General features: G+C 68.2%; 14 protein-coding genes. All 14 read left to right on the plus strand.

What is annotated here, in order from left to right; translation table 11 throughout:
• Positions 1–84: 84 nt before the first annotated feature.
• The 14 genes from rho to atpA all read left to right on the plus strand — a co-directional run bounded on the left by rho (position 85) and on the right by atpA (position 14,157).
• A complete protein-coding gene (rho, locus tag D458_RS0130520) occupies positions 85–2,133 on the plus strand; it encodes a transcription termination factor Rho (RefSeq protein WP_017590516.1) in 2,049 nt (682 codons plus the stop codon).
• A gap of 203 nt (positions 2,134–2,336) precedes the next feature.
• Positions 2,337–4,157, plus strand: coding sequence for an L-lactate permease (locus D458_RS0130525; protein WP_040702997.1), 1,821 nt, complete (start codon positions 2,337–2,339; stop codon positions 4,155–4,157).
• A 194-nt stretch (positions 4,158–4,351) separates the two neighbouring features.
• Complete coding sequence (gene rpmE, locus D458_RS0130530; protein ID WP_017590518.1) at positions 4,352–4,561, plus strand: 50S ribosomal protein L31; 210 nt, start codon at positions 4,352–4,354, stop codon at positions 4,559–4,561.
• 139 nt (positions 4,562–4,700) lie between these two features.
• Positions 4,701–5,768, plus strand: coding sequence for a peptide chain release factor 1 (prfA, locus tag D458_RS0130535; protein WP_017590519.1), 1,068 nt, complete (start codon positions 4,701–4,703; stop codon positions 5,766–5,768).
• Positions 5,765–6,628: a peptide chain release factor N(5)-glutamine methyltransferase gene (prmC, locus tag D458_RS0130540; protein WP_017590520.1), complete on the plus strand. Its 864-nt coding sequence runs from the start codon at positions 5,765–5,767 to the stop codon at positions 6,626–6,628. The genes prfA and prmC overlap by 4 nt, the downstream gene beginning before the upstream one ends.
• A gap of 87 nt (positions 6,629–6,715) precedes the next feature.
• Positions 6,716–7,570, plus strand: a complete 855-nt coding sequence (locus D458_RS0130545) for an L-threonylcarbamoyladenylate synthase (protein WP_017590521.1) — start codon at positions 6,716–6,718, stop codon at positions 7,568–7,570.
• 12 nt (positions 7,571–7,582) lie between these two features.
• Positions 7,583–8,749: an MraY family glycosyltransferase gene (locus D458_RS0130550; RefSeq protein WP_017590522.1), complete on the plus strand. Its 1,167-nt coding sequence runs from the start codon at positions 7,583–7,585 to the stop codon at positions 8,747–8,749.
• A 224-nt stretch (positions 8,750–8,973) separates the two neighbouring features.
• Positions 8,974–9,396 (plus strand): hypothetical protein, encoded by a 423-nt coding sequence (locus D458_RS0130555; RefSeq protein WP_017590523.1) that lies wholly within the window; start codon positions 8,974–8,976, stop codon positions 9,394–9,396.
• 105 nt (positions 9,397–9,501) lie between these two features.
• The gene (locus D458_RS37205) at positions 9,502–9,732 is read left to right on the plus strand and encodes an AtpZ/AtpI family protein (RefSeq protein ID WP_017590524.1); all 231 of its coding nucleotides are present in this window, start codon (positions 9,502–9,504) and stop codon (positions 9,730–9,732) included.
• Positions 9,733–9,838: 106 nt separating this feature from the next.
• Complete coding sequence (gene atpB / locus D458_RS0130565; protein ID WP_017590525.1) at positions 9,839–10,669, plus strand: F0F1 ATP synthase subunit A; 831 nt, start codon at positions 9,839–9,841, stop codon at positions 10,667–10,669.
• Between the two features lie 126 nt (positions 10,670–10,795).
• A complete protein-coding gene (gene atpE / locus D458_RS0130570; RefSeq protein ID WP_017590526.1) occupies positions 10,796–11,023 on the plus strand; it encodes an ATP synthase F0 subunit C in 228 nt (75 codons plus the stop codon).
• Positions 11,024–11,078: 55 nt separating this feature from the next.
• A complete protein-coding gene (locus D458_RS0130575; RefSeq protein ID WP_193374678.1) occupies positions 11,079–11,621 on the plus strand; it encodes a F0F1 ATP synthase subunit B in 543 nt (180 codons plus the stop codon).
• Positions 11,621–12,442, plus strand: coding sequence for a F0F1 ATP synthase subunit delta (locus tag D458_RS0130580; RefSeq protein WP_017590528.1), 822 nt, complete (start codon positions 11,621–11,623; stop codon positions 12,440–12,442). Before D458_RS0130575 ends, D458_RS0130580 begins: the two co-directional genes overlap by 1 nt.
• A 74-nt stretch (positions 12,443–12,516) precedes the next feature.
• Positions 12,517–14,157 (plus strand): F0F1 ATP synthase subunit alpha, encoded by a 1,641-nt coding sequence (gene atpA, locus D458_RS0130585; protein ID WP_017590529.1) that lies wholly within the window; start codon positions 12,517–12,519, stop codon positions 14,155–14,157.
• The last annotated feature ends 2 nt before the right edge of the window (positions 14,158–14,159 follow it).

Raw genomic sequence — 14,159 nt, forward strand, 5'->3', positions numbered from 1 at the left:
CGGCCCCTGCCGGTTCGCACCACCGGGCCGGCCGATCAAGCAAACCGCTGACGGCCGAAGCCCGCTCCTTGGGAAGGACCCTTAGTGAGCGACACCACCGAACTCCGAACGGACGCGGCGGTCGACAGCAAGAAGAGCGCCGACGCCTCCTCGGAGGCCGGCGAAGCCGCGACCGCCACACGGTCCCGCGCGGCATCGCGCGGTACCGGGCTCGCCGCCCAGAAGCTCCCCGAGCTCCAGAAGCTCGCGTCGAGCATGGGCATCACCGGCACGGGGCGCATGCGCAAGAGCGATGTGATCGCTGCGATCGAGGCCAAGTCGGGCGGCCCTGTCGGCGGCCCGGCGAAGGCCAAATCATCAAAGAAAGCCGAGACCGCGCCCAAGGCCGGTAAGGTCGAGGCAACTGACGGCCCGGCCGAAGACCAGTCTCCCGCCAAGTCGGGCACGGACGAGGCCCCGCGCAAGAGCGCGGATGAGCGGTCGTCGGACCAGGCCGTGACCGAGACCCAGGGTGGGAAGGCCGACAAGCCCTCCCGCAACCGCCGCTCGTCCCGCAGGCGCGGCGACGAGTCCGGTGACCAGCCCCGCTCGGTGGACGGCGCCGACTCCTCAACCTCCGCGAGCAGCGTGACCAAGACATCCAGCACCCCCCAGAAGAACGGCCCCGACTCCGAGGACCGTGACACCAGGTCCGGGCAGGGTCGCGAGCGCCAGCGCAACCGTCGCAACCGCAACCGCGGCGGTGACGACCAGAACACGAACAACAACTCCGATCGTCAGCAGGACCGCCAACAGGACCGCCAGCAGGACCGCCAGCAGGGCGGCGGCGGCGGTGGCGGCGGCCAGAACCAGGGCCGCGGCAACAGCGGGAACAACCGCAACGACAACGACGACGACGACTTCGGCGGCGGCCGCCGCCGCGGACGCCGTCGGGACCGTCGGGACCGCCGAGGCGGTCGTAGCCAGGGCCAGGAGCCGGAGCCGGTCATCAGCGAGGACGACGTCCTGCTGCCGGTCGCGGGCATCCTGGACATCCTGGACAACTACGCCTTCGTCCGCACCACCGGCTACCTGCCCGGGCAGAGCGACGTCTACGTCTCCCTGGCCCAGGTGCGCAAGCACGGTCTGCGCAAGGGCGACCACATCATCGGTGCGGTCCGCCAGCCCAAGGACGGCGAGCGGCGCGAGAAGTTCAACGCCCTGGTGCGCCTGGACTCGGTCAACGGCATGTCGCCGGACCAGGCCCGTGGCCGCCAGGAGTTCTCCAAGCTCGTTCCGCTCTACCCCCAGGAGCGCCTGCGCCTGGAGACCGAGCCGAACATCCTCACCACGCGCATCATCGACCTCGTCGCGCCCATCGGCAAGGGCCAGCGCGGTCTGATCGTCTCGCCGCCCAAGGCCGGTAAGACGATGGTGATGCAGTCGATCGCCAACGCGATCACCGAGAACAACCCCGAGTGCTACCTGATGGTGATCCTGGTCGACGAGCGACCGGAAGAAGTCACCGACATGCAGCGCACGGTCAAGGGCGAGGTCATCCACTCGACCTTCGACCGCCCGGCCGAGGACCACACGGTCGTCGCGGACCTGGCGATCGAGCGCGCCAAGCGGCTCGTGGAGATGGGCATGGACGTGGTCGTCCTGCTCGACTCCATCACCCGTCTGGGTCGTGCGTACAACCTCGCCGCCCCCGCCAGCGGACGCATCATGTCCGGTGGTGTGGACTCCACCGCCCTCTACCCGCCGAAGCGCTTCTTCGGTGCGGCCCGCAACATCGAGGGCGGCGGCTCGCTGACCATCCTGGCCACCGCACTGGTCGAGACCGGTTCGCGCGCCGACGAGGTGATCTTCGAGGAGTTCAAGGGCACCGGCAACATGGAGCTCAAGCTCAACCGGTCCCTGGCGGACAAGCGGATCTTCCCGGCCGTTGACGTGGACGCCTCCAGCACGCGTAAGGAGGAGATCCTGATGTCGCCCGAGGAGCTGGGCGTCGTCTGGAAGCTCCGCCGGGTGCTGCACGCGCTCGACACGCAGCAGGCCATCGAGCTGCTCCTGGACAAGATGAAGGAGTCCAAGAGCAACGCGGAGTTCCTGATGCAGATCCAGAAGACCACGGTGGGCCCCGAGCGGTGAACCAGGCTTCGTGAGGCCCCCTCCCCGCTCGGGGAGGGGGCCTTTCCGCGTCTTCGGGAGCTCTTTCCGGCCTGGTTCCCGCTATGTGGAACCGCATGGTCACCGGTGTGTCTCGGATCACACTAGGGGGATGGTGGGAGAGCTCCCACCTGCGTAGGGTCGCGCCAGCCAGAGTGCACACCCCCTACCAGGGAGCCGCCTGGATGGACAACCTCGCCCTGCTCAGCCTTCTCGCGCTCGTCCCGATCCTGCTGGTCGGAGTCCTGCTCGTCGGATTCCGGCTCCCGGCCATGTACGCGATGCCCGCCGGATACGTCGTCGTGGTCGGTATCGCCGTCGTCTTCTGGCAGACCGACTGGATGGCCGTCGCGGCCTCCACCCTCCAAGGCCTGGTCCTCGCCGCCGGCCTGCTCTACATCATCTTCGGGGCGCTGCTCCTGCTCTCGACCCTCACCAAGAGCGGCGCCATCGCCACCATCCGCCGAACCTTCACCGACATCACCCCCGACCGACGGGTCCAGGCGATCATCATCGGCTGGCTGTTCGGCAGCTTCATCGAGGGCGCCTCCGGGTTCGGCACCCCCGCCGCCGTGGTCGCGCCCCTCCTGCTGGCCCTGGGCTTCCCCGCCATGGCCGCCGTCATGGTCGGCCTGGTCATCCAGAGCACCCCCGTCAGCTTCGGCGCGGTCGGCACCCCGATCCTCGTCGGCGTCTCCGGCGGCCTGGAGGGCTCGCCCGCCGTCGCCGAGCGGATCACCGTCCTCGGCGTCACCATGCCCGAGTACATCAGCGGCATCGGCTTCCAGACCGTGCTGCTGCACGCCACAGCCGGGACCCTGATCCCCCTCTTCATCTGCTGCATGCTGTGCGGCTTCTACGGCGAGAACCGCCGCTTCTCCGACGGCCTCGGCGTCTGGAAGTTCGCACTGTTCAGCGCCTTCGCCATGACCGTCCCCTCGGTCCTGTACAACTTCTTCCTCGGCGTCGAGTTCACCAGCCTCCTCGGCGGTCTCACCGGGCTCGTCATCGTCGTCCTCGCCGCCCGCAAGGGCTTCCTCATGCCCGAGCGGGCCTGGGACTTCCCGCCCCGTGAGGACTGGCTCGCCCGCTGGACGGGCAGGATCCAGCCCGGTGAGGGAGACGTCCTGGCCGCGGACGGCCGTCAGATGGGTCTGCTCCGCGCCTGGGCCCCCTACCTGCTGGTGGCCGGGGTGCTGGTCGCGACACGCGTCATCGACCCCGTCAAGGAGTGGCTGACCGGGATCAGCGTGGGCTCCTCCGACATCCTGGGCACCGGGATCGCCCAGGTCGTCGAACCCCTCTACTCACCCGGGGCGACCTTCGTCCTGGTCTGCCTCATCACCTACGGGCTGCACCGCATGAAGGGGCGCGAGATCCTCGCCTCCTGGAAGATGGCCGGCTCCCAACTGGCGGGAGCCGCGGTCGCCCTGCTCTTCGCCGTGCCCCTGGTCCGGGTCTTCATCAACACCGGGTCCGACTTCGGGGACACGGCGATGGCGAGCATGCCCCTCACCCTGGCCACCGGTGCCGCCGAACTGGGCGGTGCCGCCTGGCCGCTCTACGCCCCCTGGATCGGTGCCCTCGGCGCCTTCGTCGCGGGCTCCAACACCGTCTCCAACCTGATGTTCTCCCTCTTCCAGTTCTCCACCGCCGAGCAGATCGGGGTCGTCCCGGAGACCGTGGTGGCCACCCAGGCCGTCGGCGGGGCCGCGGGCAACATGATCACGGTGCACAACATCGTCGCCGCCTCCGCGGTGGTCGGCCTGGTGGGACGCGAGGGCGACCTGATCCGCCAGACGATCTTCCCGCTGACCTACTACCTGCTCCTCGCGGGTTCGGTGAGCTACGTCCTCATCTACGGGTTCGGTCCCAACGCCGGAACGGTGATGCTCGCCCTGGTCCTCGCGGCACTGGTCGGGGTGGTCCTGCTCCTGCGCCGGGTGGACTCCGGGAAGCCGCTTCCGCGCCACCTCAGGACCCCGGACGGGGGTGAGCGGGAATAGGTACTGGTCCCGGCATGGTTGTGGGTCTGGCAAACTGGTATCAGGGAACGGCCGTCCTCCCGGCAGGGAGAGCACGCCGCCCTCTTACCTGGATCGCCGCGGCACCGGTTCGCGCATGGTCACACACCGCCCCACCCCCGACGGTGGTGCGGTCGTCATGCGTCCGGCGGTCGCGCCCTGAGAAGGAGACACACATGCAGGCCGACATTCACCCCACGTACGTCCCGACCGAGGTGACCTGCACCTGCGGGGCCCAGTTCGTGACCCGCAGCACGAACCCCGAGGGCAAGGTGCGCGCCGACGTGTGCTCCGAGTGCCACCCGTTCTACACCGGCAAGCAGAAGATCCTCGACACCGGTGGCCGGGTCGCCCGCTTCGAGAAGCGCTTCGGCAAGCGCAAGTAGCGCTGCCCTCCGCCCGGCGGCGCCGCCCCTCCTCGCGGAGGCGGGCGGCGCCGTCGGGCCAGGCAGCCTCTCAGACGGGCCATGCTCGCTGTGAGAGGGGCGACGGACAGGGCAAGCGAGAAGACGGGAACGTGGGAAAGTGAAGCTGGACGACCTTCTTGGGGAGTACTACGAGCTGGAACAGCAGCTCGCCGACCCCGAGGTGCACGCCAACCAGGCGAAGGCGCGCACGCTGGGCAAGCGCTACTCACAGCTCACCCCGATCATCGAGGCCTACCGTCAGCTCAAGGAGGTCGAGAACGACATCGACGCCGCCCGTGAGCTGGCCGCCGAGGACTCCTCCTTCGCGGAGGAGGCCGACCGTCTGACGGAGGAGGCCGAGCGGCTCACCGAGCGCCTGCGCGTCCTCCTCGTCCCGCGCGACCCCGCCGACGACAAGAACCTCATCATGGAGGTCAAGGCCGGCGAGGGCGGCGAGGAGTCCGCCCTGTTCGCGGGCGACCTGGTCCGCATGTACCTGCGCTACGCCGAGCGCCAGGGGTGGAAGACCGAGGTCATCGACGCCACCCACTCCGACCTGGGCGGGTACAAGGACATCACGATCGCCTTCAAGAACCGGGGCAACCCCGAACCGGGCGCCGGCGTGTGGCCCAAGCTCAAGTTCGAGGGCGGTGTCCACCGGGTCCAGCGCGTCCCGGTCACCGAGTCCCAGGGGCGCATCCACACCTCCGCGGCCGGGGTCCTCGTGGTCCCCGAGGCGGAGGAGGTCGAGATCGTCATCAACGCCAACGACCTGCGCATCGACGTCTACCGCTCCTCCGGGCCCGGCGGGCAGAGCGTCAACACCACCGACTCCGCGGTCCGCATCACCCACCTGCCGACCGGCATCGTCGCCTCCTGCCAGAACGAGAAGAGCCAGCTCCAGAACAAGGAGCAGGCCATGCGCATCCTGCGCGCCCGCATCTACGCCGAGGCCCAGGCCAGCGCGGACGCCGAGGCCTCCGCCGAGCGCAAGAGCCAGGTCCGCACCGTGGACCGCTCCGAGCGCGTGCGCACCTACAATTTCCCGGAGAACCGCATCTCCGACCACCGGGTCGGCTACAAGGCCTACAACCTCGACCAGGTCCTCGACGGGGAACTGGACGGGGTCGTCAAGGCCCTGGTGGACGCGGACACCAAGGAGAGGCTCGAAGCCGCCCAATCATGAACTTCCTGCTCGACGAGGTCGCCCGCGCCGCACTGAGGCTCGCGGAGGCGGGTGTGGCCTCACCCCGTACGGACGCCGAGGAACTCGCGGCGTTCGTGCACGGTGTCCGTCGAGGGGAACTCCACACCGTGGCGGACGCCGACTTCGACGCGCGTTACTGGGAGTGTGTCTCCCGACGTGAGGCGCGCGAGCCCCTCCAGCACATCACCGGTCGCGCCTACTTCCGTTACCTGGAGCTCCAGGTCGGCCCGGGGGTCTTCGTCCCCAGGCCGGAGACCGAGATCATGGTCGACTGGGCGATCGAGACCCTGCGCTCCATGGACGTGGCCGACCCGCTCGTCGTGGACCTGGGCGCCGGATCCGGCGCCATCGCGATCTCCATCGCCCAGGAGGTGCCCCGCTCCCGGGTGCACACCGTGGAGATCGACCCCGAGGCCCTGAAGTGGGCCCGCCGGAACATCGACGCCAGCGGGCACGCCGACCGCGTCACCGCCCACGAGGGCGACATGCGCACCGCACTGCCCGAACTCAACGGCCGCGTCGACCTGCTCATCAGCAATCCCCCCTACGTGCCCACCGACGAGGCCGGCGTGATCCCGCCCGAGGTGCGCGACTACGACCCCGCCCCCGCCCTGTGGTCGGGTGCGGACGGTCTGGACATGATCCGTGAGCTGGAGGCCGTCGGCCGCAGGCTGCTGCGTCCCGGCGGCGCCATGGCCGTCGAGCACCACGACGGCCAGGGCATCGACATCCCCTGGCTGTTTCCCGAGGACAAGGGCTGGCGCGACGTCCTCAACCGCAAGGACATGGCCCGGCGCGACCGCTTCGTGGTCATGCGCAGGGCCGACGGCGACGGTTAGCCCCGTGCGCCCTTCCTCACCCCCCATCCCCACCGCCCGACCGACGGCTCCGTTCGGTCGACCCGTTCGAGATTGAGGTGAACGCAGGTGAGCCGCATCTACGACTGCGCGGACGAGACCGCCCGCAAGGACGGCATCGCTGACGCCGCGTCCGCGGTACGCCGAGGCGACCTTGTGGTGCTGCCGACGGACACCGTGTACGGCATCGGCACCGACGCCTTCAGCCCGAAGGCCGTGGCCAACCTCCTGGAGACCAAGGGGCGCGGCCGGGACATGCCGCCGCCGGTGCTGGTGGGTTCCATGCGCGCCGCGACCGCCCTCATCGAGGACCTGGGTAACCACGGCCGCGACCTCATGGAGGAGTTCTGGCCCGGCCCGCTCACCCTGGTGTGCACCGCCACCCCCAGCCTGTCCTGGGACCTGGGTGACACCAAGGGCACCGTGGCCGTGCGGATGCCGATGGACCCGGTGGCCCTGGAGCTCCTCAAGGAGACCGGGCCCATGGCGGTGAGCAGCGCCAACAAGTCGGGTCAGCCCGCCGCGACCAGCGCGGGGGAGGCGCTCGAACAGCTCGGTGACGAGGACGTCGCGGTCTACCTCGACGGCGGGGAGACCGACAGCCCGGTGGCCTCCACCATCGTCGACCTCACCTACGCGGTCCCGCGGGTGCTGCGCTCCGGCGCGATCTCCATCGAGCAGCTGCGCGCGGTCTGCGGCACCGTGATCGGTGAGCTGCGCAAGGGCCGTACCAAGCCGAAGAAGGCCGAGGGGGAGGACGCCGAGCAGACGGCCGGGGCCGAGGAGCCCGCGTCCGAGGGATCCGGCTCCGGGGCGTCCGCGTCCGCGGAGTCCGCTTCGGAGAAGCCTGCCGACAAGCCCGTGCCCGAGGCACCCGAGTCGGACACACCCGCGTCCGAGGACACCGAACGCTCCGAGAGCTAGAGGGGTCAGGCCGTGCGGGAGTACGCGCTCACCTTCGTCATCGCAGCCGCGGTGACCTACCTGCTGGTGCCACTGGTGCGCCGACTGGCCATCGCCTTCGGCGCGGCACCTCCGGTGCGCGACCGCGACGTGCACACCGAACCCATCCCCAGGCTGGGCGGGTTGGCCATCTACGGCGGGTTCGCGGCGGCGCTGCTGATCTCCGCGCAGCTGCCGCACCTGCAGAACGTGTTCGTCGCCAAGACCTGGATCGGCCTGCTGTTGGCGGGCGGCCTCATCACGGTCATCGGTGTCATCGACGACCGGTGGGGCATGGACGCCCTGAGCAAGCTGGCCGGCCAGGTCGCCGCGGCGGGCATCCTCGTCTCGCAGGGCGTCCAGCTGCTGTGGCTGCCGCTTCCCGGCACCCAGCTCTCGCTGGGCCCGTGGCTCGGCGCGATGGTCTCGATCCTGCTCATCGTGGTGACCATCAACGCGGTCAACTTCGCGGACGGCCTGGACGGACTGGCCGCGGGGATCGTCGGCATCTCGTCCCTGGCGTTCTTCGCGTACTACTACGTGGTCGCTGTCGAGCAGGGTTTCGTCCGCCAGTCCTACCCCGCGATGATCGCCATCATCCTGGCCGGCACCTGCGTGGGCTTCCTCTTCCACAACTTCCACCCGGCCCGGGTGTTCATGGGCGACACGGGCTCCATGCTGCTCGGGCTGCTGCTGACCTCCATCACCATCACGGTGACCGGACAGTTCGACGCCAACACCGCCCGGGAGGAGTTCAACTCCTCCGGCCTGGTGGTCTTCCTGCCGGTCGCGCTGCCCCTGCTGGTGATCGCGCTGCCCCTGGCCGACCTGGTCCTGGCGGTCCTGCGCCGGACCCTGTCCGGGCGGTCCCCATTCGCCCCGGACCGCGGCCACCTCCACCACCGGCTCCTCGACATGGGGCACACGCACACCCGTGCGGTGCTGCTGATGTACCTGTGGGCGGGGATCGTCGCCTTCGCCGCGGTGTCGCTGTCCATCTTCGACTCCGCGTTCATCGTGCTGACGGTCACGGTGCTGGTGGCTACCTGTGCGGTCGGTCTCATCGCGCTTCCGCGGCTGCGCCGCCGCGGGCTGCTGCCGTGGGGGCGGGAGAAGAAGTCCCCGGCGAAGTCAGATCACCATCAGCCATCCGATGGATAAATGCGCGGTCACGTTCGGGACGGAGGTCCCGACGGGGACACCGGATGTGCGCTGGTGTGAAGGTCGCGGCAAGTGTGGTCAAGGTGACACAAGGTCCGAAGTGGCCGCAGAGCGGGCCTTTCGCGAGGCGTTAAGGGTGCGTTAAGGAACCCCGGGATTTGGCACCAAAATCCTTGTGATAGCTTTCACGAGCAGGTAACCACTGAACCCCACGGAGCTTCGTCATGCAGGAACACGACGCCCGGATTCTCCGCGGCGCCGCGCTTCCGAGCGCCGCGTGCGGGGTCCTGGCCATCGCGGTCTCGACCTTTTTCGCCGGCACTGCCGGAGCTCTGAGTTCGGCCCTCGCGGTCGCGATCGTCCTCGCCTGCTTCGGTCTGGGGCAGTGGGCGGTCATCATGGTGACCCGCCGCAACAAGGACCTGTTCCTCGCCGCGAACGTGCTCGGCTTCGCCGTCAAGATGGCGCTGCTGGGCGTTCTCCTGGTGACCCTCGGAAACAGTCCGCTCATGGCAGACCTGAGCCGCAACGCCTTCGTCTACAGCGCGTTGGCCGTCGTTCTGGTGTGGCTCGGCGGACAGACCCTGGCCACCTCCAAGGCGAAGATCCTGAGCGTGGACCCCGACGAGAGTCCGGGGAACACGTGATGGGGTGCCCCGCCGCGGTCCGTCGGAACGGGCGTAATAACCTGTTCCAGGGCGGGCGGGCAGCCACGTTCCAGCCAAGCCCCACATGCTATATTCCGGAGCGAGATGAGCAGCGAGCCAGCCAAGAAGAAGGACTCCAGCGCGCCCCCGGCGCCACGGGAGGCCGACGGCTGGGCGCTCTTCTCCACTCTGCTTTCGGGTGTGCTCCTGTGGAGCGCGGTCGGCTGGGGCGCGGACAAGCTCCTGGGTTTCCAGGCACTCTTCCTGCCCATCGGGGCCGTTCTCGGCATGGCTGGCGCGATCTATCTGATCGTCGTCAAGACACGCCACATCTGAGCGCTCCGCAGTCCCGCGTCGCCCGCAAGCGCGACGACGCTAGCAGTTACAACCATCAACGAGGCTTTCTTGCGTCACGACGAAAGGATTCGCCGTGAGTGCTGACGTGCGCATTCTCGCGGCCGAACCGGGTTGCCACCTCTTCGGCGACAACGGTTGCGGGTTCGAGGCTCCCACCATCGGGATGTTCTTCCCGGAGCCGTGGTTCGCCAACATTCCTCTCAGCGCGGGCATCGACCTGTACCTGGTGCTGTTGGTCGTCGCGGTCGGTGCATCCCTGCTTCTGTGGTCGTGGTTCAGCAAGAAGCTGAGCCTCGTCCCCGGCCGCAGGCAGAGCGTCGCGGAGATGCTCATCCTGTTCATTCGGGACAACATCACCCGGCCGACCATGGGTGCCAAGGGCGACAGCTTCATCCCCTTCATGACCGGCATCTTCACGCTCATCCTGGCCATGAACTTCACCGGGTTGATCCCGGGCATGCTGCCGGTCAACAGCAACCTCGCCTTCACGGTGATGTTCGCGCTGACCATCTACGTGATGACGATCATCATCGGTATGAGGAACCAGGGCGGCTGGGGTTACTTCAAGAACCAGCTGTTCCCGGCCGGGATGCCCAAGGTCTTCTACATCATCATCACCCCGATCGAGCTTCTCTCGGTCTTCCTCATCCGCCCGGTGACGCACGCCCTGCGTCTGTTCGCGACCATGTTCGCGGGCAGCCTGCTGCTGGCCGTGTTCGCCTACGGCGGCTGGTACATGCTGAACCTGACGGCGGAGCCGATGCTCGCCGCGGTCTCCGTGGTCTTCTCCGGTGCCGCGCTGCTCGGCTACATCACGTTCTTCGTCTTCGAGATCCTGATCATGGTGATCCAGGCCTTCGTCTTCACACTCCTGGCGAGCCTGTACCTCAGCCAGTCGCTCGAAGCGGCTCACTAAGACCCCCTCCGCGTTCCCCCCGACCCCATGGTTGGACCAGGGGCGAGGAGTGCTTCACACCCGTCCACACCGGCGAACTGACCAACTGCTTACCGCAACGCCGGACGTCGAGTAAAGGGAAACACAATGGACATCGCTGCGATCACCGGCAACATCAACACCATCGGTTACGGCATCAGCGTCATCGGCGCCGGTATTGGTGTGGGTATCGTCTTCGGTCTCGGTATGCAGGCCATCGCCCGTCAGCCCGAGGCCCGCGGCCCGCTGCAGACCAACATCTACCTCGGTATGGCCATGGTCGAGGCCCTCGCCATCCTGGGCTTCGTTCTCGCCTTCGCGGCTCCCACCGCCTAGTCGGAATTGCCAACCGTTTCCTGATGGCAACTGACGCGAAGGAGGGCTGACCATGTTGATTGAGTTGGCAGCCGAATACAACATTCTGCGGATCGACTGGGTGAAGTTCACCTTCGGTGCGATCGCTCTGGCCGTGGTCTACTTCTTTGTGGTCCGCAAGGCGGTCCCCAAGGTGATGAAGGTCCTCGACGAGCGTCACGACGCCATCGAGGGCGGCATCGAGCGGGCCAAGCGTGCCGAGGCCGAGGCCGAGGAGATCCGCCAGCAGTACCGCGAGAAGCTCGAAGAGTCGCACCGCGAGTACGCCCAGGAGCTCGAGAAGGCCAAGGAGCAGCGCGCGGCGATCATCGCCGAGGCTCGCGAGGAGGCCCAGACCGAGGCGACCCGGATCATCGAGGCTGCCAAGGCGCAGATCGAGGCCGACCGCCAGCAGGCCGTCGTCCAGCTGCGCGCCGAGATCGGCTCCCTGTCCACCGAGCTCGCGAGCCGCATCGTCGGCGAGACGCTCAGTGACAGCGCCGCTCAGAATCGCGTGGTGGACCGGTTCCTGGAGGAACTGGAGCAGGACGAGAGCGCGAAGCAAGCCGAGGTGCGCTGATGCGTGGTATCAGCCGTAGCTCCCTGGCTGAGGCGACCCGACGCCTGGACGAGAACGTCCTGGCGTCGGCGGACGCCTCCCAGCACGCGGTCTCCCTCGGCGGCGAGCTCTTCGAGGTCGTCGCCCTGCTCGGCAACGAGCACTCGCTGCGTCGCTGGCTCGCGGACCAGGCCAACCCGGCCGAGCGGAAGACCGGTCTGATCGGTCAGATCCTCGAGGGCAAGGTGTCGCCGTCCACGGTCATCGTGGTCAACGACGTCGTGTCCCAGCCGTGGGCCGGCCCCCGCGACATGGTGGACGCTCTGGAGCGCCTCGCGGTCTACGCGACCGTGGCCTCCGTCGAGGGCACCCGCCTGGACGAGCTCGAGGACGAACTGTTCCGCTTCGAGCGGATCGTCATCGCGCAGCAGGACCTGCGGGCGGCGCTCACCCGTGACGGTGTGGCCGTCTCGCACCTGCACTCCCTGGTCGAGAACCTGCTTTCGGGCAAGGTGAGCTCCGCGACGCTGGCCCTGATCAGCGAAGCGGTCACCCGCCCCCGGGGACGTACCCTGGAGCAGGCACTCGAGAACTTCGGGCAGCTGGTCGCCGAGCGCGCCCAGCGCTACGTCGCAGTGGTGCGCAGCGCGGTTCCGCTGAGTGAGGCGCACCAGCAGCGTCTGCAGGCGCTCCTCCAGCGCAAGTACGGCCGTGAGATCCACCTGAACACCGAGGTCGTCCCCGAAATCGTGGGTGGACTCTCCATCCAGGTGGGCGACGAGGTCATCGACGGCACCATCGCCGGGCGCATCGCTGAGGTCCAGCGCCGTCTGGCTAGCTGACACACGCGAAAAAACGCAAGGCAAGCACGCACGGCGCCGGCCCGGCGCCATTTGAGAGCAAGGACAACGTAGAGATGGCGGAGCTGACGATCCGGCCGGATGAGATCCGGGACGCGCTACAGCGCTTCGTCCAGTCGTACGAGCCTGACGCCACCCGCGCGGAAGAGGTCGGAACCGTCACCTACTCCGGTGACGGCATCGCCCGCGTCGGTGGCCTTCCCTCGGCGATGGCGAACGAGCTGCTGGAGTTCGAGGACGGCACACTGGGCATGGCCCAGAACCTTGAGATCGGCGAGATCGGTGTCGTGGTGCTGGGTGACTTCACCGGTATCGAGGAGGGGCAGAAGGTGCGTCGCACCGGCAAGCTCCTCTCCGTTCCGGTGGGCGACAACTTCCTCGGCCGTGTGGTGGACCCCCTGGGTAACCCCATCGACGGCAAGGGCGAGATCGAGACGACTGAGAGCCGCGAGCTCGAGCTCCAGGCCGCGACCGTGATGGAGCGCCAGCCGGTCGGCGAGCCGCTCCAGACCGGTATCAAGTCGATCGACACCATGACCCCGGTCGGCCGCGGCCAGCGCCAGCTGGTCATCGGTGACCGGCAGACCGGTAAGACCGCGATCGGTATCGACGCGATCATCAACCAGAAGGCGAACTGGGAGACCGGCGACCCCACGAAGCAGGTGCGCTGCATCTACGTCGCGGTCGGTCAGAAGGGCTCGACCATCGCCAGCGTGCGAGGCGCCCTCGAAGAGGCCGGCGCGATGGAGTACACCACCATCGTCGCCTCCCCGGCGTCCGACCCGGCCGGCTTCAAGTACCTCTCCCCGTACACCGGTTCGGCCCTGGGCCAGCACTGGATGTACCAGGGCAAGCACGTCCTCATCGTCTTCGACGACCTGACCAAGCAGGCCGAGGCCTACCGCGCGGTCTCCCTCCTGCTGCGCCGCCCGCCGGGGCGTGAGGCCTACCCGGGTGACGTCTTCTACCTCCACTCCCGTCTCCTGGAGCGCTGCGCGAAGCTCTCCGACGAGCTGGGCGCCGGTTCGATGACGGCCCTGCCGATCATCGAGACCAAGGCGGGCGACGTCTCGGCGTACATCCCCACCAACGTCATCTCGATCACCGACGGTCAGGTCTTCCTGAACTCGGACCTGTTCAACCAGGGCCAGCGTCCGGCGATCGACGTCGGTGTCTCCGTCTCCCGAGTCGGTGGCGCCGCCCAGACCAAGGCCACCAAGAAGGTCTCCGGCACGCTGCGTCTGGGCCTGGCCCAGTACCGCGAGCTCGAGGCGTTCTCCGCCTTCGGTTCGGACCTGGACGCCGTCTCCAAGCAGCAGCTCGCGCGTGGTGCCCGGATGATGGAGCTCCTCAAGCAGGGCCAGTACTCGCCCTTCTCCATGGAGAAGACCGTCGTCTCGATCTGGATGGGTAACACCGGCCTGATCGACGAGGTCCCGGTCGAGGACGTACGCCGCTTCGAGGACGACTTCCTGTCCTTCCTGGACCGCGAGCACAAGGCCGTCCTCGACACCATCCGGGACACCGGCAAGTTCGAGGACGACAGCCAGAAGACGCTCCAGGCCGCCATCGAGAAGTTCAAGCAGAGCTTCCAGACCTCCGCCGGTACCCTCCTGGGCACCGAGGCCGAGGCCGAGGCTCTCGCTGAGGAGAAGGTCGGCCAGGAGACCATCAAGGTCGCCAAGGGCGGGAAGTAACC

The sequence above is a fragment of the Nocardiopsis ganjiahuensis DSM 45031 genome, assembly GCF_000341085.1.
Taxonomy (GTDB): domain Bacteria; phylum Actinomycetota; class Actinomycetes; order Streptosporangiales; family Streptosporangiaceae; genus Nocardiopsis; species Nocardiopsis ganjiahuensis.